The organism is Citrobacter rodentium NBRC 105723 = DSM 16636, from assembly GCF_021278985.1.
GTDB classification, from domain to species: domain Bacteria; phylum Pseudomonadota; class Gammaproteobacteria; order Enterobacterales; family Enterobacteriaceae; genus Citrobacter_A; species Citrobacter_A rodentium.
Genome location: NZ_CP082833.1, coordinates 4,621,010 through 4,644,702, shown reverse-complemented (window position 1 = coordinate 4,644,702; position 23,693 = coordinate 4,621,010). Strand labels below are relative to the sequence as shown.

At 56.3% G+C, this 23,693-nt stretch carries 21 protein-coding genes and 1 pseudogene; 7 read left to right on the top strand and 15 right to left on the bottom strand.

What is annotated here, in order from left to right; all coding sequences use genetic code 11:
* Window positions 1–46: 46 nt before the first annotated feature.
* The 4 genes and pseudogenes from rlmC (at window position 47) to K7R23_RS22130 (ending at window position 4,641) form a co-directional block, all read left to right on the top strand.
* On the top strand, window positions 47–1,174 hold the full coding sequence (gene rlmC, locus K7R23_RS22145) for a 23S rRNA (uracil(747)-C(5))-methyltransferase RlmC (RefSeq protein ID WP_012905192.1): 1,128 nt from the start codon (window positions 47–49) through the stop codon (window positions 1,172–1,174).
* Window positions 1,175–1,467: 293 nt separating this feature from the next.
* A pseudogene (locus K7R23_RS22140) lies at window positions 1,468–2,794 on the top strand (PTS sugar transporter subunit IIC).
* Between the two features lie 29 nt (window positions 2,795–2,823).
* The gene (locus K7R23_RS22135; RefSeq protein ID WP_012905195.1) at window positions 2,824–3,144 is read left to right on the top strand and encodes a PTS sugar transporter subunit IIB; all 321 of its coding nucleotides are present in this window, start codon (window positions 2,824–2,826) and stop codon (window positions 3,142–3,144) included.
* A gap of 9 nt (window positions 3,145–3,153) precedes the next feature.
* The gene (locus tag K7R23_RS22130; RefSeq protein ID WP_012905196.1) at window positions 3,154–4,641 is read left to right on the top strand and encodes a sulfatase; all 1,488 of its coding nucleotides are present in this window, start codon (window positions 3,154–3,156) and stop codon (window positions 4,639–4,641) included.
* Window positions 4,642–4,674: 33 nt separating this feature from the next.
* Here K7R23_RS22130 and artJ read toward each other — a convergent pair whose 3' ends face one another.
* The 6 genes from artJ to K7R23_RS22100 all read right to left on the bottom strand — a co-directional run bounded on the left by artJ (window position 4,675) and on the right by K7R23_RS22100 (window position 9,239).
* Window positions 4,675–5,406, bottom strand: a complete 732-nt coding sequence (gene artJ / locus K7R23_RS22125) for an arginine ABC transporter substrate-binding protein ArtJ (RefSeq protein ID WP_012905197.1) — start codon at window positions 5,404–5,406, stop codon at window positions 4,675–4,677.
* A gap of 172 nt (window positions 5,407–5,578) precedes the next feature.
* Window positions 5,579–6,247 (bottom strand): arginine ABC transporter permease ArtM, encoded by a 669-nt coding sequence (gene artM, locus K7R23_RS22120; protein WP_012905198.1) that lies wholly within the window; start codon window positions 6,245–6,247, stop codon window positions 5,579–5,581.
* Window positions 6,247–6,963, bottom strand: coding sequence for an arginine ABC transporter permease ArtQ (gene artQ, locus K7R23_RS22115; RefSeq protein WP_012905199.1), 717 nt, complete (start codon window positions 6,961–6,963; stop codon window positions 6,247–6,249). The genes artM and artQ overlap by 1 nt, the downstream gene beginning before the upstream one ends.
* A gap of 6 nt (window positions 6,964–6,969) precedes the next feature.
* A complete protein-coding gene (artI, locus tag K7R23_RS22110) occupies window positions 6,970–7,701 on the bottom strand; it encodes an arginine ABC transporter substrate-binding protein ArtI (protein WP_012905200.1) in 732 nt (243 codons plus the stop codon).
* A 17-nt stretch (window positions 7,702–7,718) separates the two neighbouring features.
* Window positions 7,719–8,447, bottom strand: coding sequence for an arginine ABC transporter ATP-binding protein ArtP (gene artP / locus K7R23_RS22105; RefSeq protein ID WP_012905201.1), 729 nt, complete (start codon window positions 8,445–8,447; stop codon window positions 7,719–7,721).
* 276 nt (window positions 8,448–8,723) lie between these two features.
* Entirely contained in the window at window positions 8,724–9,239 is a 516-nt protein-coding gene (locus K7R23_RS22100; RefSeq protein ID WP_012905202.1) for a lipoprotein, read from the bottom strand.
* Between the two features lie 203 nt (window positions 9,240–9,442).
* Here K7R23_RS22100 and K7R23_RS22095 point away from each other — a divergent pair, with 203 nt between their 5' ends.
* Together K7R23_RS22095 and K7R23_RS22090 are read left to right on the top strand one after the other, a co-directional pair.
* Complete coding sequence (locus K7R23_RS22095; RefSeq protein WP_024132562.1) at window positions 9,443–9,766, top strand: heavy metal-binding domain-containing protein; 324 nt, start codon at window positions 9,443–9,445, stop codon at window positions 9,764–9,766.
* Complete coding sequence (locus tag K7R23_RS22090) at window positions 9,763–10,596, top strand: N-acetylmuramoyl-L-alanine amidase (RefSeq protein WP_012905204.1); 834 nt, start codon at window positions 9,763–9,765, stop codon at window positions 10,594–10,596. Before K7R23_RS22095 ends, K7R23_RS22090 begins: the two co-directional genes overlap by 4 nt.
* A 39-nt stretch (window positions 10,597–10,635) precedes the next feature.
* On the opposite strand, the gene K7R23_RS22085 is transcribed toward K7R23_RS22090, so the two are convergent.
* From K7R23_RS22085 to aqpZ, 8 genes are all read right to left on the bottom strand, one after another.
* Entirely contained in the window at window positions 10,636–11,649 is a 1,014-nt protein-coding gene (locus K7R23_RS22085; protein ID WP_012905205.1) for an NAD-dependent epimerase/dehydratase family protein, read from the bottom strand.
* A 91-nt stretch (window positions 11,650–11,740) separates the two neighbouring features.
* Complete coding sequence (locus K7R23_RS22080) at window positions 11,741–13,177, bottom strand: SDR family oxidoreductase (RefSeq protein ID WP_012905206.1); 1,437 nt, start codon at window positions 13,175–13,177, stop codon at window positions 11,741–11,743.
* A 10-nt stretch (window positions 13,178–13,187) separates the two neighbouring features.
* A complete protein-coding gene (gene ltaE, locus K7R23_RS22075) occupies window positions 13,188–14,189 on the bottom strand; it encodes a low-specificity L-threonine aldolase (RefSeq protein WP_012905207.1) in 1,002 nt (333 codons plus the stop codon).
* A 38-nt stretch (window positions 14,190–14,227) separates the two neighbouring features.
* Window positions 14,228–15,946 carry a ubiquinone-dependent pyruvate dehydrogenase gene (gene poxB, locus K7R23_RS22070; RefSeq protein ID WP_012905208.1) on the bottom strand — a complete coding sequence of 573 codons (1,719 nt, stop codon included), beginning with the start codon at window positions 15,944–15,946 and terminating at the stop codon, window positions 14,228–14,230.
* Between the two features lie 170 nt (window positions 15,947–16,116).
* Window positions 16,117–17,085, bottom strand: a complete 969-nt coding sequence (hcr, locus tag K7R23_RS22065) for an NADH oxidoreductase (RefSeq protein ID WP_012905209.1) — start codon at window positions 17,083–17,085, stop codon at window positions 16,117–16,119.
* A gap of 11 nt (window positions 17,086–17,096) precedes the next feature.
* A complete protein-coding gene (gene hcp, locus K7R23_RS22060; RefSeq protein WP_012905210.1) occupies window positions 17,097–18,749 on the bottom strand; it encodes a hydroxylamine reductase in 1,653 nt (550 codons plus the stop codon).
* Between the two features lie 143 nt (window positions 18,750–18,892).
* On the bottom strand, window positions 18,893–19,792 hold the full coding sequence (locus K7R23_RS22055; protein WP_012905211.1) for a LysO family transporter: 900 nt from the start codon (window positions 19,790–19,792) through the stop codon (window positions 18,893–18,895).
* A gap of 158 nt (window positions 19,793–19,950) precedes the next feature.
* Entirely contained in the window at window positions 19,951–20,646 is a 696-nt protein-coding gene (aqpZ, locus tag K7R23_RS22050) for an aquaporin Z (RefSeq protein WP_012905212.1), read from the bottom strand.
* Window positions 20,647–21,047: 401 nt separating this feature from the next.
* Between aqpZ and K7R23_RS22045 the strand changes: the two genes are divergently transcribed.
* Window positions 21,048–22,709: an ATP-dependent endonuclease gene (locus K7R23_RS22045; protein ID WP_012905213.1), complete on the top strand. Its 1,662-nt coding sequence runs from the start codon at window positions 21,048–21,050 to the stop codon at window positions 22,707–22,709.
* Here the strand turns inward: K7R23_RS22045 and K7R23_RS22040 are convergent.
* Window positions 22,706–23,656, bottom strand: a complete 951-nt coding sequence (locus K7R23_RS22040; RefSeq protein WP_012905214.1) for a VirK/YbjX family protein — start codon at window positions 23,654–23,656, stop codon at window positions 22,706–22,708. The genes K7R23_RS22045 and K7R23_RS22040 overlap by 4 nt on opposite strands.
* Window positions 23,657–23,693: the final 37 nt, after the last annotated feature.

Genomic DNA, 23,693 nt, shown 5'->3' with positions numbered 1-23,693 from the left:
CGAATAATGTGTATAATCGTCGCCCCGATCGTTTCAAGGTTTTTGTATGCATTGCGCACTTTATGACGCTGGCCGCTGCCGCTCCTGCCAGTGGCTCACGCAGCCGCCAGGCGAGCAGCTCTCCGCTAAAATGGCCGATCTTCACCATCTGCTTGCCGGTTTCCCGGTGGCGGAGTGGTGCGCGCCGGTCAGCGGCCCGGAGCGGGCCTTTCGCAATAAAGCGAAAATGGTGGTCAGCGGCAGCGTAGAAAAACCGCTGCTCGGGATGCTGCATCGCGACGGAACGCCGGAGGATCTGTGCGACTGTCCGCTGTATCCCGCGTCCTTTGCTCCTGTTTTTGCCGCGCTGAAGCCGTTTATCGCCCGTGCGGGGTTAACGCCTTATAACGTGGCGCGCAGACGCGGCGAGCTGAAGTATCTTCTGCTGACCGAAAGCCAGCTGGATGGCGGGATGATGCTGCGCTTTGTTCTGCGCTCGGAAAATAAGCTTGCCCAACTGCGCGCCGCGCTGCCGTGGCTACAGGCGCAGCTACCGCAACTGAAGGTAATCAGCGTCAATTTGCAGCCGGTGCATATGGCGATTATGGAAGGGGAGAGAGAAATTTTCCTGACCGAACAGCAGGCGCTGGCGGAGCGTTTTAACAATGTGCCGCTGTGGATCCGCCCGCAAAGCTTCTTCCAGACCAACCCGACGGTGGCGAGTCGGCTGTACGCCACGGCGCGTGACTGGGTGCGTCAGCTGCCGGTTACGCATATGTGGGATCTGTTCTGCGGCGTCGGTGGCTTTGGTCTGCACTGCGCCACGCCGGAGATGCGGCTAACCGGCATTGAGATCTCCCCCGAGGCGATTGCCTGCGCGACGCAATCTGCCGCTGAACTGGGATTAACAAATTTGCAGTTTCAGGCGCTGGACTCCACCCGGTTCGCCACCGCGCAGGAAAGCGTGCCGCAGCTGGTGCTGGTTAATCCGCCGCGTCGCGGCATCGGCAAAGCGCTGTGCGACTATCTCGGTAAAATGGCGCCGCAATTTATTATTTATTCCAGCTGCAATGCGCAGACGATGGCAAAAGATATCGCCAGTTTGGCGGGCTATCGCATCGAACGCGTTCAGCTTTTCGATATGTTCCCCCATACCGCGCATTATGAAGTATTGACGCTGTTGATCAGAAACTAATACACCTCGCAAATACAACCTTCCCGACTATTCAGATCTAATAATAATCATGATCGATCGGTGAAAATATCCGATCGATCATGATTATATATTGCTCTATTTTTGCAAATGAAATCACAAATAAGCAATAAAAATCTTTTAATGACATAATTTGATTATTAGAGTGCAGTAACAGCAGCGACACGGAAATATTAACGCACAGGAAAAAGGGCTTTCACGAAGCAGTCAGACATTTCAGCAAAGGGCATATGAATTGACGATAAGAAATTTCGCTTACGGAGGGCGAGGGGATAATGTTTGCTAAAATTATAGATGTCATCCAAGACGTTTTTAACGGAACCTGCAATATTAATTGGTCTACTGGTGGGTATCGGCTATACCCTCGATAAAAAATCGCCCATCAAGATAATTACCGGTATGGTCAGCGCAATGGTCGGCCTGATGATGGTTTTATTTGGCGGGTTTCAATTTTCCGCCACGTTTAAACCTGTTGCCGAAGCGGTAAGCAAAGCGTATGGCGTTCATGGTTATTTAATGGATTCCTATGCCATGAAAGCAGCGACGCAAATTGCCCTCGGCGATAATTTTGGCTATGTCGGCTACGTTTTTGTCCTGGCCTTTTTTACCAATCTCTTACTCGTTTTATTCGGCAGGTTTACCGGAGCGAAAGGGATATTCTTAACCGGCAATACTGGCGTGTCGCATTCTCAGGCGGTGCTGTGGCTGATTGTCTTCTGGCTCGGTTTTGGCTGGGTACAGTCGATTATTATCGCCGGTATCCTCACCGGACTATTCTGGGCGTTTGCCACCACGCTTATTGCCGGTCCTGTGGCGAAAATTACCAATAATGCGGGGTTTACAATCGCCCATAACCAGATGCTTGGATTATGGTTTTTTTCAAAATTCGCGCATAAATTTGGCGATCCGCAAAAGCACGACGCGGAAAATTTAAAGCTGCCGGGCTGGTTAGCAATCTTTAACCATAATGTCACGGCTATCGCTATTGTTATGACCCTGTTTGTCGGCGGTTTTCTGCTGTCCACCGGGACGGATAACGTTCAACTGATGGCGAAAGGGAAACCCTGGTACATCTACATTATCAACCTCGGCCTGCAGTTCTCAATGTATATGGTTATTCTGCTGCAGGGCGTACGCATGATGGTGGGTGAAATCAACGGCTCCTTTAAAGGCTGGCAGGATCGCTTTATTCCCAATGCGATACCCGCCGTTGACGTCGCGGCCTTACTGCCGTTTTCACCGAATGCAGCCACGCTGGGCTTCGTTTTTTGTACCTTCGGTACGATTTTCTCGATGGGAATATTGTTGCTGGTCCATAGCCCGATTATGGTGTTGCCGGGTTTCGTTCCGCTCTTCTTTTCCGGTGGCCCCATTGGCGTGTTAGCGAATCGTCTCGGCGGTTATCGCTCCGTTATTATCTGTACTTTTCTGTTAGGTATTATTCAGACGTTTGGAACGGTTTGGGCTATTCCGTTGAGCGGACTGGCTAAAGACGGTGTCGGCTGGACCGGTATTTTCGACTGGGCAACGCTATGGCCAGCCGTATGCGAAGTGCTGAAGTTTATTGCCTCAACTTTCCAGCTTGGGCCTTTTGCGGGCTAATTCACGCGATTAATTATTAAGGAATGAAAATGAAAGATAATATCAATGTTTTATTTGTCTGCGGTTATGGAGTTGGCAGCAGCGTGATGCTACAGACGGTAGTGAAAAAAGCGCTGGCGAAATATGACTTTAAATGCGATATGGAACATACGGCAGCAGGCGAAGTGGGTGGTTTTACCGACTGGGCTGATATTTATGCCATTTCGAAAAAACTTTTAGACGTGGTCAGTCTGGACCCGAAGCAGGGGCAATATCTTATTCCCATTGAAAATATTATGGACGGAGAAAAAATCGCTCAGCAAATTTATGATGTGGTAAAGGTGCATTTTCCTCATCTGATAAAAAGTTAAGGTTAACGCATGAAAGCCATAATTCTTTTATTTGATAGTCTGAATAAAAAATACTTACCTGCCTATGGCGACAGATTAACGGTTGCGCCAAATTTTCAGCGTCTGGCGGAGCATTGCGTAACGTTTGAAAATAGCTATGTTGGCAGTATGCCTTGTATGCCCGCCCGGCGGGAAATACACACCGGGCGCTATAATTTTTTACACCGGGAATGGGGGCCGCTGGAGCCTTTTGATGATTCAATGCCGGAGCAATTGAAGCAAGCCGGAATCTATACGCATTTGATCAGCGATCATCTGCATTACTGGGAAGATGGCGGCGGTAATTATCATAACCGCTACAGCTCATGGGAAATTATTCGAGGTCAGGAGGGGGACCACTGGCAGGCTAGCGTCGCGGAGCCGCCTGTTCCACCCGTGTTGCGGGTGCCGCAAAAGCAAACCGGCGGCGGCGTCTCCGGGCTGTGGCGGCATGACTGGGCGAACCGCGAATGTATTCAGCAGGAGGCAGATTTTCCGCAGACCAGAGTGTTTGACGCAGGTTGTGCTTTTCTGGAAAAAAATCATGGCGAGGATAACTGGCTGCTGCAGGTGGAAACCTTCGACCCGCATGAGCCGTTTTATGCTCCGCAGGCGTACCTTTCGCTTTATGAAGATAGCTGGCAGGGGCCGCACTACGACTGGCCACGAGGTAAAGTATGCGAGAGTGAAGAGGCGGTTGAACATATCCGTTGTTGCTATCGCGCGCTGGTTTCGATGTGCGACCGAAATTTAGGGCGCATTCTCGATCTGATGGACAGGTACGATCTCTGGCGCGACACCCTGCTTATTGTCGGTACGGACCACGGCTTTTTGCTGGGCGAGCATGGCTGGTGGGCGAAAAACCAGATGCCGTATTATAACGAGGTGGCTAACAATCCGCTGTTTATCTGGGATCCACGCAGCGCGGCGCAGGGCGAACGCCGACAGGCGCTGGTGCAGATGATTGACTGGGCGCCGATGCTGTATGATTTCTTTCAGCAGCCGATTCCCCCTGATGTACAGGGACATTCTCTTGCCGCAACGTTTGCCAGCGACAGGCCCGTGCGCGACGCGGCGCTGTTCGGCGTATTCAGCGGGCATGTGAACGTTACTGACGGGCGCTACGTTTATATGCGCGCGGCGCTGCCGGGGCGCGAGCATAGCATAGCGAACTACACCCTGATGCCCACTAAAATGAACAGCCGCTATTCGATTGAGGAGTTGAAAGTGCTGGCGCTTGCTCCGCCTTTTCGCTTTACCAGGGGGCTACCGATATTGCGCATCCCTGCCAGAGAAAAATATCAGGGCGTTAACGAGGTCGGCCATCTGCTGTTCGATCTGCACAACGATCCTCAGCAACTCAATCCCATTAAGGATGAGGCAATTGAGGCCAGAATGATCGCGCGACTTATTCAGCTAATGAAGGAGAGTGATGCCCCTGAAGAACAGTATTACCGCTTAGGGCTGGAGATGGCGTAAAAGAATCGCCTGCGGATGCAGGCGATATATTGCTTACTGCGGGAACCACTGGTCGTTGATTTTCTGCCAGGTGCCGTCAGCTTTAATGGCCGCCAGCGCGCTGTTCAGCTTCTCTAACAGCGCCTTGTTATCCGGGCGCACCGCAATGCCCAGGCCGGTGCCGAAATATTGCGGATCGGTCACTTTCTCTGTCGCCGCGCCCAGCTGGGGGTTGGTTTTTAACCATTCGTTGACCACGGCGGTATCGCCGAACACGCCATCAATACGGCCATTTTTCAGGTCGATAATCGCATTCTGATAGCTGTCATAAGCCACGGTTTGTACTTCCGGATGCTTATCATGCAAATATTTCTGGTGCGTGGTGCCGTTTTCCATCCCGATGCGTTTACCTTTCAGGTCGGCAAAGGTTTTATAGGCGTCTTTTTTGGCAATCACCAGCGCGGAGTTAGCGTAATACGGGTTGGTAAAGGCGACCTGCTTGCTCCGCTCCGGGGTGATATCCATACCGGAAATGACCGCGTCATATTTTTTGAATTTCAGCGCCGGGATCAGGCTGTCGAAAGCATGGTTAGTAAATGTACATTCTGCCTGCATCTGTTTGCACAGGGCTTTTGCCAGATCGAGGTCGAAGCCGACGATCTGGTTACTGGCGTCCAGTGATTCAAACGGCGGATAGGTGGCGGAAACGCCGAAGCTGATTTTTTCTGCGGCAGAGGCGCCGACAGCAAAAGAGGCAAGTAATGCGGCCAGAACTAACTTTTTCATGATTTGACTCCCGTTATGATTAGGCGCCGTTTCTGCGGCATGGGTTAACAATGCCAGTAAATGAATTTATATGCAATAAAAATGATTAAATATTAGTTATCGACCTAAAAAAAACGGACAAGTGAGTGGCTTGTCCGTTTCCGCTATTGGATGTTATGCATTCGCAGGCCGGTTAATTCCGCCGCTCGAAGGCCAGCGCTTTACGCTCTATCAAACGCATCATCAGCGTCAGCAGCCCGTTGACGATCAGGTAAATCACCCCTGCCGCGCCGAACACCATCACGTCGTACGTGCGGCCATACAGCAGCTGACCGTAACCCATCACCTCCATCAACGTGATGGTGTAGGCCAGCGAGGTGCTCTTGAACACCAGCACCACTTCGTTGGAGTAAGAGGAGAGGGCGCGCTTAAACGCATACGGCAGCAGAATCGCCAGCGTGTCTTTTTTGCTCATCCCCAGCGCGCCGCAGGACTGCCACTGGCCTTCCGGAATAGCGCGAATCGCGCCGTAGAACAGCTGAGTGGTGTAGGCGGCGCTGTTCAGCGACAGCGCAATCAATGCGCACAGCCACGGCTCAGAGAGCAGGTGCCACAGCACCGGATACTCCTGCAACGTCGGGAACTGCCCCGGCCCGTAGTAGATCAGGAAGATCTGCACCAGCAGCGGCGTCCCGGTAAACAGCGTAATGTATCCGCGCACCAGCCAGACCACGCCCGGCGTTTTCAGCGTCAGAATGATAGTGAAAATCAGCGACAGAATGAGGGCAACGACAATTGAGGCCACCGTCAGCGTCAGGCTGGTATGCAGCCCTTTCAACAGTTCAGGTAAATACTCAAGCATCAGCCTGGTCTCCGCTCAAAACGTGTCGCGCGCAGGTCAATGCGTCTGAGGATGTACTGGCTGATCAGGGTTATCACCAGATAGATCGCCGCAGCGATGATGTACCAGTTAAACGGCTCCTGGGTACGCGTGGCAATGCTTTTGGTTTGCAGCATCAGATCGTTAACGCTGATCAGACTCACCAGCGCGGTGTCTTTCAGCAGCACCAGCCACTGGTTGCCTAAACCGGGCAGCGCGTGGCGCCACATCTGCGGCATCACCAGGCGAAAGAAGATTGCCGTTTTCGACAGCCCCAGCGCCTGGCCCGATTCCCACTGGCCCACCGGCACCGCTTTCAGCGCGCCACGCAGGGTTTGCGACGCATACGCCGCATAGAGCAGGGAGAGGGCAATCACGCCGCACAGAAACGGGCTGACGTCGAAGTTTTCGATCGTCATCTGTACCGGGATCTGTACCACGCCCAGATTAATGGTAAAGCCATCAGAGAGCAGCAGCAGAAGCTGCGAGGAGCCGAAATAGATAAACAGCACCACCAGAATCTCCGGCAGGCCGCGTAAAATCGTCACCAGCGCTGAACCGGCCCATGCCACCGGACGCCATTTTACCGACTCCCAGACGGCAAAAAGCATCGCCAGCGCCAGGCCGAGGATCAGCGCGCAAACGGCAAGGCCGACGGTCATCCCGGCGGCGCTTGCCAGAGGAAAGAATTCGTTCATCAAGGCTTACTTCTGGAACCATTTGTTATAGATGGTTTCGTAAGTGCCATCCTTCTTCACTTTTTCCAGCGCCGCATTGAATTTCTGTTGTAGCTCGGTGTTGCCCTGACGGACGGCGATGCCCAGACCGGTGCCGAAGTAGTCTTTATCCGTTACTTTATCGCCCACCGGCGCCAGCTTCGGATTATCTTTCAGCCACTCCGTCACCACCGCGGTATCGCCGAATACGCCGTCAATACGGCCATTCTGCAGATCCAGCTTCGCGTTCTGATAGCTGTCGTACGGAACGGTGGTGATTTCCGGATGTTTATCCATGATGAATTTCTGGTGGGTGGTGCCGTTCTGCACGCCCACTTTCTTGCCTTTCAGTTGCTCAACGCTGGTGAATTTGCCCTGCTGGCCGATAAACAGCGCCGAGTTGTCATAGTACGGAGTGGTGAACAGCACCTGTTTTTCACGCTCAGGGGTGATGTCCATCCCGGCCATTACCGCGTCGAAACGACGAAATTTCAGGCTGGGGATCAGGCTGTCAAACGCCTGGTTGGTGAAGGTGCAGGTGGCGTCGATCTCTTTACACAGCGCGTTAGCCAGGTCGACGTCAAAGCCAACAATTTTGTTGTTCGCGTCCATTGATTCAAACGGAGGATAGGACGCTTCGGTCGCAAAACGAATGGTCTGTGCTGCTGTAGCAGAAAGGCTAAAGCCAGCGATAAGCGCGGCAATCAGAACTTTTTTCATTGTCGTTGTCCCGAATCTTAGTGAGAGAGATAGTTTTTAAACGCTTCGGTTTGCGGGTTGGCAAAGCAACCTGCATCGCCAAGCTCGACGATATGACCGTTTTCCATATACACGACGCGGCTGGCGGTTTTACGCGCCACTTCGACTTCGTGGGTGACGATCACCTGAGTAATATTGGTTTCCGCCAGTTCACGGATAATGCTGACGATTTGCGCGGTGATTTCCGGATCCAGCGCGGCGGTCGGTTCGTCAAACAGCAGCACCTGCGGTTCCATCATCAGCGCGCGGGCGATGGCGACACGCTGCTGCTGGCCGCCGGAAAGATGAAGAGGGTAGCGATCGCTGTAGGGCTTCAGACGCAGACGCTCCAGCAGCTTTTCCGCACGGGCCAGCGCCTGATCTCTCGACAGGCCCAGTACGCGGCAGGGCGCTTCGATCAGGTTTTGCTGCACGGTCAGGTGCGGCCACAGGTTGTATTGCTGAAAGACCATGCCGACGTTCTGACGCAGGTCGCGAATGGCTTTGTCGGACGGCGTTTTACGGAAGTCAAAATGGTTGCCCGCAATATCCAGCGTACCGGAACGCGGCATCTCGAGCAGATTAAGTACGCGCAGCAGCGAGCTTTTTCCCGCCCCACTTGGGCCAAGCAACACCAGCGTTTCGCCCTGCGGGCAATCCAGCGTGATATCGAACAGCGCCTGATGCGCGCCGTAGAAGCAGTTAATGCCGTTTAATTGAATACTCATTGATACTCGTATACTGGCCGTCTGATAGCTATTGAAGCCGCAGATAGTACCTTTGGCAGAATAGTTATGCAATATTTATGCTTTAAAAGTTAAATATAGCGCGCATTTACCGTTAAACATAGCACAAAATAACGAGGGTAATTGGGGGTAAGCATGATTGTCGGCATCCTGGAGAGAACGCCGGACAATTTACGGGAAAGAAGCAGGCCCGATAAGGCGCTTGCGCCGCCATCCGGCATGTCGGGCGGCGCTTCGCTTATCCGGCCTGGGAGTAAATTAACGGTTTTCCACCGACTGGCGCAGGGTGCCTGCCGGGGCGTGTACGCTGCCGCCGAGGTAGCGCACGTCGTCAATCACCCAGCACTGGCCTTCGTGGATCATTAACACTTCATCCTGCCAGCGTTGCTCACCCTGTTTCAGCTCCACGCGCAGCGGAATATTACGCGCGTCTCTGTTGGGAATGGTTGAAGCGCTGGCGACGCTGGCGCTGTCCGGCAGAGTGGCGCGGCTGGAGAAAGGATCGCTGCTCAACAGCTGGCGCTGCTGACCGTCGCGGCTGGCGTCAGCCAGCAGTTTTGCCAGTTTGTCGCTCAGATAAGGGCGCAGGGCCGTAAGATCATTGCTGCGATTCTGGATGCGGTAGTCATAAAATTGTTGTGCCACGCTGTCCGGGCCGCCCTCTACGCAGGCGCCAGCGCGCGGGCCATTGTCTTTATAGGCTGGCGTGACGGTGGTGCAGGCGCTGAGCAGCAGCGCGCAGGGGGCAAGCAGGGAGAGTTTCGAATAGCGCATAGTGATTTCCTTATAAGCTTGTGGCAATAGTCTTCTACATTATTCGGTTATAACCTTTCAATGATAGTGTATCGGTCCGATAATGCTTTAACGATCGTGCGCTTATCCCTGTCATACTTCGGCTTGCCTGCAAGGCAATGATTCGGGATACAGGCCCGCGATCCCCTGTGATTTTGCGTATCGCTCAACAAAGGAGAGTCAACGTGCAATATTCAACCACCCCTACTCTTGAAGGACAAAGCATCGTGGAATACTGCGGTGTGGTCACCGGCGAAGCTATCCTGGGCGCTAACATCTTCCGCGACTTCTTTGCCGGTATCCGCGACATTGTCGGTGGTCGTTCCGGCTCTTATGAAAAAGAGCTGCGCAAAGCGCGGGAGATCGCCTTTGAAGAACTGGGCGATCAGGCGAAAGCGCTGGGCGCGGATGCGGTGGTCGGCATTGATATCGACTACGAAACCGTTGGTAAAGACGGCAGCATGCTGATGGTCAGCGTGAGCGGCACGGCGGTGAAAACACGGCGATGAGAGCGTTGCTATGGCTGGTGGCCGCTGCGCTGCTGCTGACGGGCTGCGCGGGCGAACAGGGGATTATTGACAAACCGGAATACCAGCTCGACACCCGTCATCAGGCGCAGGCGGCCTGGCCGCGAATCAAGGTGTTAGTTATCCACTATACGGCGGATGATTTCGACACCTCGCTGGCGACCCTGACGGGAAAAAACGTCAGTTCGCACTACCTGATCCCGGCGGTGCCGCCATTGCACCGCGGCAAACCGCGCATCTGGCAGTTGGTGCCGGAAGAGGAGCTGGCCTGGCATGCCGGGGCCAGCGACTGGCGCGGCGCGACGCGAATCAACGATACCTCGATTGGCATTGAGCTGGAGAATCGCGGCTGGCGGAAATCGGCGGGCGAGAAATATTTTGCGCCGTTCGAACCGGCGCAGATCCAGGCGCTGATCCCGCTGGCGAAAGAGATTGTTGCCCGTTATCAGATTAAACCGCAGAACGTGGTGGCGCATGCCGATATCGCCCCGCAGCGTAAGGACGATCCGGGGCCGCTGTTTCCCTGGAAGCAGCTTGCGCAGCAGGGGATTGGCGCCTGGCCGGACGCACAGCGGGTAAACTTTTATCTCGCCGGACGCGCGCCGCATACGCCGGTTGCGCGCGAGTCGGTGCTGGATCTGCTGTCGCGCTATGGCTATGAGGTCAAAGCTGACATGAGCGAACGCGAGCAGCAGCGGGTGATCATGGCTTTCCAGATGCATTTCCGCCCCGCGCTATGGAACGGCGTTGCGGATGCGCAGACGCAGGCGATCGCCGAGGCGTTGCTGGAAAAGTACGGCCAGGAGAGGTAGTGCGGGGAAGGCGCAGCCGCCCTCCGGCCAACGGTCATGCTAGCGAAGCAGCGTTCCGTGATCGCGCAGCCAGGCGGCGGTTTTGATAATCCCTTCATCCAGCGTCACGACCGGCTTATAACCCAGCTCATTTTCGGCCCGCGTGATATCCAGCGTAAAATCGAAATTCAGTTTCGACACGCCGTAATGGGTCAGCGCGGGCTCTTTGGCGGATTTGTTGCCAAAACGCTCCATACTGCGGGCGATCATATCCAGCATCGGGTAGGGAACGGAGCGGATCCGGCAATGGATGTTCAGTTCATCAATGAGTTTCTGCACGATGCTGCGCAGGGTTTTCGGTTCGCCGTTGGTGATGTTGTAGGCCCGCCCGGACGGCAGATTGTCGCAGCTTTCCTGGCTGGCCAGCCACATCGCATGGATGGCGTTTTCGTAGTAGGTCATATCGACCAGCGCGCTGCCGCCGTGCGGCAACAGGACGCTGCCGTAGTGGTGCATCATATGTGCCAGTCGGGGAATAAACACCTTGTCGTGCGGGCCAAACAGGCTCTGCGGACGCAATACCGTAAAGCGCGTCTGCGGGTTCGCCTGCGCCAGCAGACTAATCACCTCTTCACCCGCCGCCTTGCTGCGGGCAAACTCATTGGCGAAGCGGTGAGGGCGGAACTCCTCTTTGATAGCGCGATGGTGGTGATAATCGAAATAGAGCGACGGGGATGAGATATGAATAAAATTACGCACGCCCCAGGCCACCGCCCATTCGCCCAGCCGACGGGTTGCGCGGACGTTGGCCAGATCAAAGGCTTCCTGGGTGCCCCACGGCGAGGTAAAGCTCGAGCAGTGCCACAGCGTGTCGATGCCAGCCAGCATGACTTTCGCCTGCGACGAGACCAGCTCGGTCAGATCCGCATGGACAAATTCAGCGCCCATTTTTTCGAGCAGCTTCCCCATCGCCTCATTGCGACCGGTGGCCCTGACGCTGATGCCTTTGTTGCGCAAAAACTCAACCGCGTTTCGACCTAAGCCGCTGGTTGCGCCGGTAACCAGTACCTTCATATCAATCCACTGTATTTATAAAACGTCTCGCGCATTCTTCCGTGAATTACGTCGGTATGCAATGGGAAACGTGAGACAATACAGCAAGTTTTTACGAATTATCTGTGATTTGTTCTGCAAGGCTGGCGATTTTTTTCGCCATACCCCGGAAGATAAACAGGTGCGCCGGGATCATCAGCAGCCAGTAAAACAGGCCGGGCATCCCGTGCGGGTGCCACCAGGCGCGCACGTCAAGCTGCCGGTGGCTTCCTTTGTCTTCCAGCGTGAAGCTCAGACGACCAAGTCCCGGCGCCTTCATGCCAAACAGCAGCGTCAGCTGTTTTTCCGGCTCGACGATGATCACTTTCCAACTGTCTACCGTATCGCCGGGCTGAAGATAAGGATGGGCGGGACGGCCTTTCGCCAGCCGGTGACCGACCAGCAGATCCAGCGCCGCGCGGGTTTTCCACAGAACATTACCGAAGAAATAGCCCTCTTTGCCGCCGAGACGGTTAATCACCTGCCACAGCGCCTTGCGGCTGGCGGAAGTGTTGACGGTGAATCCGGCCTGTTTCGCGAAAAAACCGTATTCGGGACGCCAGCGGGCGAACGCCTGCGCGTCGTAACCCCAGTCGCTGGAGTTGACCAGCTTCTCTTCCTCCTTCAGCGTGCGGCGTACCGCATCGTCAAAGGCGATCAGCGTTTGCGGGATCAGTGCGCGCAGCTCCCGGTCGTCGGCCAGCAGATCGTGTTTCAGCCCCTGGATCAGCGCCTTTGCGGTGGTCGGTGGGACGGAGGTAATGACGTTTAAGAACCAGACCGAAATCCAGCGGGTCGGGAAGGGGATGGGGATCAGCGGACGGCGCTTGCCGCTGACCGCCATGAAGTGTTCAAACTGTTGCTGATAGCTGAGCACCTGCGGCCCGGCGGCTTCCAACACCCGATGCTCATGGGCAGGGTGATCCAGCAGCGCCACCAGATAGTGCAGCAGATTTTCCAGCGCGATGGGCGTGGTGCGCGAACGCACCCAGCGCGGCGGCGTCAGCACCGGCAGGTTATAGACCATATCACGCATCACTTCGAAGGCTGCGGAACCCGCTCCGACGATAATCCCGGCGCGCAGTTCGGTGAGCGGCACCCCGGACTCGCGCAGGGTGTCCGCCGTCAACTGCCGCGCGCGCAGGTGATCCGACTGCTCATGTTCCGGCGCCTGCAACGAACTGAGAAATATCAGCTGGCCGACCGGCGTTTCACGCAGGGCGTCGCGGACGTTCAGCGCCACCTGCCGTTCGTGGGCGATAAAATCACCGCCTTCGCCCATGCCGTGCACCAGATAGTACAGCGTATCCACCTGCTCCAGCAGGGCGGGCAGATTGTGCGGCCAGTTGAGATCGACCTTATGGCAGCTGACGTTCGCCAGCTGCATTTTTTCCAGCCGCTCCGTGCGCCGTGCCGCCGCCAGCACCCGATGCCCCCGCTGGCTGAGCGCCTGCACCAGGTGCTGACCAATGTAACCACTGGCGCCAAGAACCAGAATGCGTTGCGGCACGGTCATCTCCTTAGCGGGTCAGGAAGGCGCGCCAGTGGGCGACGACATCGGCAAGCTGTTCGCGCGAGACGTCCAGATGGGTGACCAGACGGACGACTGGCGAGGCGTTAATCAGCACGCGGCGCTCTTTGAGATACGCGCCCAGCGCGGCGGCGTTTTCTTCGCCAACGCGTACAAACAGCATATTGGTATCGTGGCGCATTACCTCCGCGCCCGCTTCACGCAGCTGCTGCGCCAGCCAGGCGGCGTTATCATGATCCTCCTGCAGACGCGCAACGTTATTTTTCAACGCATACAGCCCGGCTGCCGCGAGGATACCGGCCTGACGCATACCGCCGCCGGTCATTTTCCGCCAGCGCGTGGCGCGTTTGATGTAATCATGGCTGCCGACCAGCAGCGATCCGACCGGCGTTCCCAGCCCTTTCGACAGGCAGATGCTGAAAGAGTCGCAATACTGAGTAATTTCTTGCAGTTCGCAGCCGTAGGCGACGACGGCGTTAAAAATGCGCGCGCCGTCGACGTGCAGCGCCAGCCCGTGCTGGCGGGAGAAGGTCCACGCTTCTTTCAGATATTCGCGCGGCAGCACCTTGCCGTTATGGGTGTTTTCAAGGCTAAGCAGCTTCGTGCGGGCAAAATGGATATCGTCCGGCTTGATTTTCGCCGCCACCTTATCCAGCGGCAGCGTACCGTCAGTCGCCGCGTCGATCGGCTGTGGCTGAATGCTGCCAAGCACCGCCGCGCCGCCAGCTTCGTACAGATAGTTATGCGCCCCCTGGCCGACGATATACTCTTCGCCGCGCTCGCAGTGGCTGAGCAGCGCCACCAGATTTGCCTGGGTGCCGGTGGGTAAAAATAGCGCCGCCTCTTTGCCGCTCAGTTCCGCCGCATAGCGCTGGAGTTGGTTAACGGTGGGGTCATCGCCGTACACGTCATCCCCGACCGGGGCGGCCATCATCTCTTCGAGCATGGCGCGACCCGGTCGGGTAACGGTATCACTACGTAAATCAATCATTTCACATCCCTTTCATTTAAGAGGTAATGTGAGATGTTTTACCTGAGCCAGTTGGTTTTTGCCAGTTCGATCACTTCATCGCCGCGCCCGCTGATGATCGCGCGCAGCATATAGAGGCTGAACCCTTTGGCCTGCTCCAGCTTAATCTGCGGCGGGATTGCCAGCTCTTCTTTTGCGACCACCACATCCACCAGTACCGGGCCGTCGATGGCGAAGGCGCGCTGGAGCGCTTCATCAACGTCGGTGGCTTTTTCCACGCGAATTCCCGGAATGCCGCACGCTTCGGCAATCCGCGCAAAATTGGTGTCGTGCAGTTCGGTGCCGTCGGTAAGATAGCCGCCCGCCTTCATCTCCATCGCCACGAAACCGAGCACGCTGTTGTTAAAGACCACGATTTTCACCGGCAGCTTCATCTGCGCCACCGAGAGGAAATCGCCCATCAGCATACTGAACCCGCCGTCGCCGCACATCGCCACCACCTGACGGTCCGGCGCGGTGGCCTGGGCGCCCAGCGCCTGCGGCATGGCGTTAGCCATGGAGCCGTGGTTAAACGAGCCGAGCAGGCGCCGTTTGCCGTTCATCTTCAGATAGCGCGCCGCCCATACCGTCGGCGTGCCGACGTCGCAGGTGAAGATGGCGTCATCGGCGGCAAAGTGGCTGATCCGCTGCGCCAGATACTGCGGGTGTATCGCTTTGTCACTCGGTTTTGCCAGATCGTCCAGCCCCTTACGCGCGTCGCGGTAATCGCTGAGCGCTTTATCGAGGAATTTACGCTCGGTTTTTTCTTCCACCAGCGGCAGCAGCGCCGTCAGGGTCGCTTTAATATCGCCGACCAGCGCCATATCGACTTTACTGTGCGCGCCGATGCTCGCCGGGTTAATGTCGATCTGAATGATTTTGGCATCGGTGGGATAGAACGCGCGATAGGGGAACTGGGTGCCGAGCAGCACCAGCGTGTCGGCGTTCATCATGGTGTGGAAACCGGACGAGAAGCCGATAAGCCCGGTCATCCCCACGTCGTATGGGTTGTCGTACTCCACATGCTCTTTGCCGCGCAGAGCGTGGACGATGGGCGCTTTGATTTTGGCGGCGAATTCAACCAGCTCTTTATGCGCGCCCGCGCAGCCGCTGCCGCACATCAGGGCGATATTGCTGGAGTAGCGCAGCAGCTGCGCCAGTTTGCGTAACTCTTCTTCCGCGGGCGTGACTATCGGCAACGGCGCATGATACCAGTGGCTGCTGGCGCCTTCCGGCGCCGGTTTCAGCGCCACGTCGCCCGGCAGCACCACCACCGACACGCCGCGATTGAGCACCGCTTTGCGCATGGCGATCGCCAGCACCTGCGGGATCTGCTCGGGGCTGGAAACCAGCTCGCAATAGTGGCTGCATTCACGGAACAACTCTTGCGGGTGGGTCTCCTGGAAGTAACCGCTGCCGATCTCGCTGGAGGGAATATGCGCGGCGATGGCCAGCACCGGGACGTGGTTGCGGTGACAGTCAAACAGGCCGTTAATCAGATGGAGGTTGCCCGGTCCGCAGGAGCCGGCGCATACCGCCAGCTCGCCGGTTAACTGGGCTTCCGCTCCGGCGGCGAACGCCGCGACCTCTTCATGGCGGGTCGACATCCACTCAATCGTTCCCATGCGATTGAGACTGTCGCTCAGACCGTTCAGCGAATCGCCCGTCACGCCCCAGATCCGTTTCACGCCAGCCTGTTCCAGCGTTTTCGCAATAAAAGCGGCAACCGTTTGTTTCATGGTTCTCCATCTCCTTAACATTGTGATAACGGTTACAAGTCTAGTCGAAGATGATGGGGGCGTTTGTCACTTTGGGCTGCGGGGAAGAAAGGAAAAAGCCGGATAAGGCATATCACCGCCTTATCCGGCCAGAGGGTATTGTCAGGCCGGAGCGCTATCCGGCCAGGTCTTTACGCGAGCACCAGATCGCCCTGCGGATGGCAGGAGCAGGCCAGCACGTAGCCTTCGGCGATTTCCGCGTCGGTCAGCGTCATGGTGCTGCTGACCGTATACTCGCCGGATACCACTTTCGTTTTGCAGCAGCCGCAGACGCCAGCGCGACAGGCGACGGTCACCGGCACCTTGTTGCTTTCCAGCGCCTCCAGCAGCGTGGTGCCAACCGGGGCGTAAAACTCTTTGGCCGGTTGCAGTTTGGTGAACTTCAGCCCGCTGTTCGCCGCCGCGGCGACCGGGGTGAAGAACTTCTCTTTAAAGAAGCGCGTCACGCCCAGCGCTTTCACTTCCTGCTCGACCAGATCCATATACGGCGCGGGGCCGCAGGTCATTACGGTACGTGAGGCCAGATCGGGCACCTGCTGCAACAGTTCGCTGGTCAGGCGACCGGCGACAAAGCCGTGGCTGGCGTTGTTTTCCGCCACCAGCGTGACCGGATACTGCCGCCACTCCTGCGCGAAAATCACATCCTGCGGCGAGCGCACGTTATAGATCACCTGCACATCGGCCTGCGGGCGATACTTCGCCAACCAGCGACGCATCGACATGATCGGCGTGACGCCACAGCCGGCGGCCAGCATCAGGAACTTATCCTCTGCTTTATCGTCGCAGGTGAATTCGCCCATCGCATCGGACAGCCAGATATAGTCGCCGCGCTTCACGTCACGGGTTAACCACTGGGACCCGGCGCCTTCATCAATGCGGCGAACGGTCAGGGTAATGTACTCGCTGACGCCCGGCGTTGACGAAAGGGTGTAGGCGCGCAGCGTATCCGCTGAGTTACGCACGCTGACCAGTGCATACTGCCCGGCGCGATACGGATAATAGTCGTGGCACAGCAGCGCTATCGTCCATACATCCGGCGTCTCCTGATGGATGTGGTGTACCTGCATCCGCCACGGGCACTGATTGGTTGGCATTGTCATCGCTTTACTCCTTACGCGCTCAGCAGTTGCTTCATATCTTCTTCAACGGTGGTGACGGAACGCAGGCCGAATTTTTCGTTGAGGATCGCCAGCAGGTCAGGGGTGAAGAAGCCAGGGGCCGTCGGGCCGGTGACGATATTTTTCACGCCCAGCGAAAGCAGGGTCAGCAGAATGACAATCGCTTTCTGTTCGAACCAGGAGAGCACCAGCGACAGCGGCAGATCGTTGACGCCGCAGCCCAGTTTTTCCGCCAGCGTGACCGCCAGAATGATCGCGGAGTAGGCATCGTTACACTGTCCTGCATCCACCAGGCGCGGAAGACCTTCGATATCGCCGAACTCCAGCTTATTAAAGCGGTATTTACCGCAGGCCAGCGTGAGGATCAGGCAGTCGTCCGGTACGCTGGTGGCAAAGTCGGTGAAGTAGTTACGTTCGCCGCGCGCGCCGTCGCAGCCGCCGACCAGGAAGATGTGACGCAGTTTTTCGCGGCTCACCAGGTCAATCAGGGTATCCGCCGCGCCAAGCAGGGTCTGACGGCCAAAACCGACGGTGATCAGGTGCGGAATTTCGCTGTACGGGAAGCCCGCCATCTGCTGCGCCTGGGCGATTACCGGAGCAAAGTCGTCGCCTTCAAGATGGCTGACGCCCGGCCAGCCGACGATGCTGCGGGTCCAGATACGATCGTCATAGGCGCCGACCGTCGGGTCGATGATGCAGTTCGAGGTCATCACGACAGGGCCAGGGAAACGGGCGAATTCCACCTGCTGGTTCTGCCAGCCGCTGCCGTAGTTACCGACCAGATGTTTGAATTTACGCAGCTCCGGATAACCGTGCGCGGGCAGCATTTCTCCGTGGGTGTAGACGTTGACGCCGGTGCCTTCGGTCTGCTCAAGCAGATTGTAGAGATCTTTCAGGTCGTGGCCGGAGATCAGGATGCACTTCCCTTCGGTGGCTTTTACGTTAACCTGAGTTGGCGTCGGGTGACCGTATTTGGTGGTTTCACCGGCGTCCAGAATGCTCATTACCTTAAAGTTCATCTGGCCGATTTCCATCGCGCACTCGAGCAGCGCGTTCATATCGGAAGGCCAGGTGCCCAGCCACGCCATGATTTTATGGTACTGGGCGTAGATATCATTATCGTACTGGCCGAGGACGTGGGCGTGTTCCATATAGGCCGCCGCGCCTTTCAGACCGTACAGGCACAGCAGACGCAGGCCGAGGATGTTTTCGCCGATAGCGGCTTTATCTTTGTTCGGGGTGAACTCCGCCGCTTGGCGCTGAAGCTCGCCCAGATCGTCGCTTACCAGTTGCAGATCGGCCATCGGGTTAGCGACCCTGGCGCTGGCGTCCTGTTGCAGACACTGCGCTTTCAGCGCTTCACGCATGGCGATGGCTTCGCGGGCGTAGCCGACGATGCGCGGAGAATCGAAGTTGACGTTAGTCAGCGTGGAAAAGAACGCGCGCAGCGCAAAATTATCCACCTCATGGTTGATAATACCGTATTCGCGGGCTTTTACCGCCCATGCAGAGAGCCCCTGAAGGGAAGCAATCAGCAGATCCTGCAAATCGGAGGTTTCAGCCGTTTTACCGCACATACCCTGCGCATAAGAGCAGCCGTTTCCTGCCGGAGTACGGATGGTTTGTTCACATTGCACACAAAACATGGTCACACCTTTTAAAGTTATATTTAATATACATGTTTAAGGTTATGCCTCTGTGTAACCAGAGAAAAGGAATTTCTGCCACAACTTACAGGGAGATTGATTTAGCGCAATTTTGACGGCAGAAGCCTACCGCCAGAGAGGTATTATGCGGAGAAAAAGGCCATCAGAATCGGCACCAGCAGGCTAAGAACAAAACCGTGCACAATGGCGGCGGGGACTATCTCCAGCCCGCCCGTGCGTTGCAGCACCGGCAGGGTGAAATCCATAGAGGTCGCCCCGCACAGACCGAGCGCGGTGGAGCGGCTGCGGCGTACCAGGCCCGGAATCAGCATAATGGCCAGCAGTTCGCGCGCCAGATCGTTAAAGAACGCGGCGCTGCCAATCACCGGGCCAAACGATTCGGTGAGCAGAATACCGGAAAGGGAGTACCAGCCGAAGCCCGAGGCCATCGCCATCGCGGTTTTTATCGGCAGATCGAGAATAAAGGCGTTGATTATCCCGCCAGCCAGAGAGCTGACCACCACCACCACGGCGACAATCATCCCCCGGCGGTTGAGGACAATCTGCTTTAAGGTCATTCCGCTGTTACGCAGCTGAATACCGACCAGCAGCAGTAACAGAATCAGGGTATATTCGCTGGCTTCGGTGGCGTGTTGCAAAAGCGAAAAGCCGCTCAGCCCGAGCAGAAAACCGGCAACGACCACGCCGCACAGTTTCAGCGATTCAAGCGCCATCGCAATACGCGAAGGCAGTTTTTCCTGCTGATGATGGTGTTGCCAGGGCAGGGCACGCTCCAGCCACAGGAGCGCGGCAATATTACACAGTAAAATAACCGTAATGCTGACCGCGGAATAATGAAAAATTGCGAGCAGATTACTCGCCAGATTATCCAGAAAGGCCAGGCTGATCCCCATAAAAAAGAGAATCAGATAAACCATCCAGCTCAGTAGTTGATTGATGAGTTTTAATGCCGCGCGATGCCGGAGCGGAATAAGATAACCTGCAATCAGCGGAAGCAGGATGATAAGAAGTCCTGAAAACATGAACAGCCGGGTCCTTGTAAAAATGTGTTTGCCGTTAAAGACACTATCCAGAAAAGGCTGTCAGGTAAAGGAGTAAAAAAAAGGCCGGGTTATCCCGGCCTGTCTGCGCTACGGATATTGAGGTCGGGTAACGTGTAACCGCCACCCGACACCGGTTATTAATCGCGTTTTTCCAGCAGCGTGCGATAAATAAGCCCGCCGGCGATCCCGCCAATAATCGGCATCACCCAGAACAGCCACAGCTGTTCCAGCGCCCAGCCGCCCTGGAAAATAGCGACCGCGGTGCTGCGCGCCGGGTTGACGGAAGTATTGGTCACCGGGATGCTAATCAGGTGAATAAGGGTTAACGCCAGACCGATAGCAATGGGCGCGAAACCTGCGGGCGCGCGTTTATCAGTTGCGCCATGAATGACCAGCAGGAAACCAGCCGTCAGGATAATCTCAATGACAATGGCGGAGAGCATTGAATAACCGCCCGGCGAATGTTCGCCATAGCCGTTGGCGGCAAAACCGCTGGCCGCCGCGTCAAAGCCTGCTTTACCGCTGGCAATCAGATACAGCGCCGCTGCCGCAATAATACCGCCGATCACCTGTGCGATAATATAGCCAATGACCTCTTTCGTCGCAAAACGACCGCCAGCCCACAGGCCCAACGTTACCGCCGGGTTAAAATGACCGCCGGAAATATGCCCTACCGCGTAGGCCATGGTTAATACTGTCAGCCCGAATGCCAGCGCCACGCCCGCAAAGCCAATTCCCAGTTCCGGAAATGCTGCCGCCAGAACGGCGCTCCCGCAGCCACCAAAAACCAGCCAGAATGTACCAAAACATTCAGCTGCTAATTTTCTCAACATAACCACCTCTGATAACAAATAACCACAATCGTGGTCTCAACAATTATCGTCTACAGTACGACGACATAAATAAAGCGCGCTATTTTAAAAATGAACGTCGCCGTTTCTCCAGTTAAATAAATCCAGTTCGTTTGACTCAGGGCAAAGAGTTGCTATTCCTTGTTGAGATTGAACTTAATTCGAGTGTACCGAATTTTCAGCGACAATCGAGCATCCAAAATCCGAATTTCATGATTGAAAAATCTGTTTTTATGGCGCCGTGCAGGCGCGAAGCGTCGCGCGGGTTTGCTCAGCAATTATCCGCTTAACCGGCTGAATACTAACCCGGTCACGCCCGTCGCCGGGTTTTGCAGTTATACTGCGAGAAGTTAAAGGAAACGGAATGATTTTCTGGAGGAAACATGATTCTCGAACGCGTTGAGATTGTGGGTTTTCGCGGTATTAATCGGCTGTCGTTAATGCTTGAGCAAAACAACGTGCTGATTGGCGAAAACGCCTGGGGTAAATCCAGTTTACTCGACGCGTTAACCCTGCTGCTCTCCCCGGAAATCGAGCTGTACCATTTCCGGCGCGATGATTTCTGGTTCCCGCCGGGCGATGTCAACGGGCGCGAACACCACCTGCATATTGTGCTGACCTTTCGCGAATCGAAGCCCGGACGCCATCGGGGGCGCCGTTACCGGCCGCTGGAGGCGTGCTGGTCGCCGTGTCACGACGGCTATCGGCGTATCTTTTATCGTCTGGAAGGCGATTCTGCGGAAGATGGCAGCGTGATGACGCTGCGCAGTTTTCTCGACGGTGACGGGCATCCGCTGCCGGTTGACGATATTAACGATCTGGCGCGGCATCTGGTGCGCTTAATGCCGGTGCTGCGGCTGCGCGACGCGCGCTTTATGCGCCGCATCCGTAACGGTACGGTGCCGGAGGTGCCGGACGTGGAGGTCACCGCCCGGCAGCTGGATTTCCTCGCCCGAGAACTGGCGACGCGTCCGCAGAACCTGACGGACGGCCAGATTCGGCAGGGGCTTTCGGCAATGGTGCAACTGCTGGAGCACTATTTTACCGAGCAGGGAACCTCGGCGCACTCCCGCCACCGGCTCATGCGCCGCCGCTCGACGAACGAGCAGCGCAGCTGGCGCTACCTCGATATTATCAACCGGATGATCGACAAGCCCGGCGGACGCAGCCATCGGGTGATCCTGCTGGGTCTGTTCTCGACGCTGCTACAGGCGAAAGGCACCGTCCGGCTGCATAAAGACGCCAGGCCGCTGCTGCTGGTGGAGGATCCGGAAACGCGCCTGCATCCGATTATGCTGTCAGTGGCCTGGCAACTGCTGAACCTGCTGCCGCTTCAGCGCATCACCACCACCAATTCCGGCGAACTGCTGTCTTTAACCCCCGTCGAACATGTCTGCCGCCTGGTGCGGGACTCGTCGCGCGTGGCGGCCTGGCGGCTGGGGCCGGGAGGGCTGAGCGCCGAGGACGGGCGGCGGATTGCTTTTCATATCCGCTTTAACCGCGCCTCTTCGCTGTTCGCCCGCTGCTGGCTGCTGGTAGAGGGCGAGACGGAAACCTGGGTGATCAACGAGCTGGCGCGCCAGTGCGGCCATCACTTTGATGCGGAAGGGATTAAGGTTATCGAGTTCGCCCAGTCCGGACTGAAGCCGCTGGTGAAGTTCGCCCGGCGGATGGGCATCGAATGGCATGTGCTGGTTGACGGCGATGAGGCAGGCAAAAAATATGCCGCCACGGTGCGCAGCCTGCTGAATAACGACCGCGAGGAGGAGCGCGAGCACCTGACCGCGCTGCCTGCGCTGGATATGGAGCATTTTATGTACCGGCAGGGCTTCTCTGACGTTTTCCACCGGGTGGCGCAGATCCCGGAAAATGTGCCGATGAATACCCGTAAAATCATCACTAAGGCGATCCATCGCTCATCGAAGCCCGACCTGGCCATTGAGGTGGCGATGGAGGCCGGGCGGCGCGGGGTTGATGCGGTGCCGGTGCTGCTGCGCAAAATGTTTTCCCGCGTGCTGTGGCTGGCGCGCGGCAGAGCCGATTAATTTGTAAACTGCTGCGCGACCTGTTCCACCACGCTGTCGAGCAGCGCGTAGCGGCGGCGGTACTCTGCGCGCTTCTTGCTGGCGATCTCCGCTTCGCTTTTTCGCGCAATGGATAACGGCAGGGAGAAGTAATCGCCGTCGGTCTTTTCGCCGCCCAGCGACGCCCAGAATGCATCGTAGTCGGCATGCATCTGCGTTTTTTTGTCCATATAGCGCCAGCAGCGATAAACGTGTACCGCGTTGCTGACCGCCAGGATCTGTTCCGCCTGCGCCACCCGGGCAAACTGGCACAGCGCTTCCATCACAATCCTTTTCGGAAAGAGTCCATAACAGTTTTTTGTCGCCTGCTGTATAACCTCATGCGCAACATCATTCGCCGCGCCTTGTAAACCACCGATAAACAGCGTGCGCTTGCCGTGTAAATGGCAGAAGGTGAAGGTTATTTCCGCCAGAATACGTTTCTGCTCATCGCGAATAACGACCGTGCTCTCTCCCTCTTTATCCAGAGAAACCAGGCTGACTAAATCCAGCTGGAACGGCGTATCGTTTTTCGCCGTCATTTGCGCAAGGTTAAGGCCGTAATGGCTTAAATAACTCGCCTGCTGTTCCCGGCTTAACAGATTACGCATCGTTTCATAATGCGTACAGAGCGCGTTTAAGGCGGTGTCGCGTTTGATATTCACCGCCATATAGGGACGATGCAGACGAATTGGCAGGCGCGGCTGGCGCGTCAGGAGCGTATCCAGCTCCGGCCATTGGGTCAGATTACCAAGAAGCTGGCTGGTTGCCCGCGGCATTAATAGTGAACGAAGTAAAAACTTCCGCCGGAAGCTGGCCTTGCGCCAGAATTTACCCAGCAGTAGCTGGCCGCGCGCCAGACGCATAAATAATTGTAAAGGGGAGCCAACGTCAGACGTGTACCAGGTATTATCAGTAATCTGTGTCATGATCGAAATCCGCAACGCGATGTTTGCGAAAATTGAA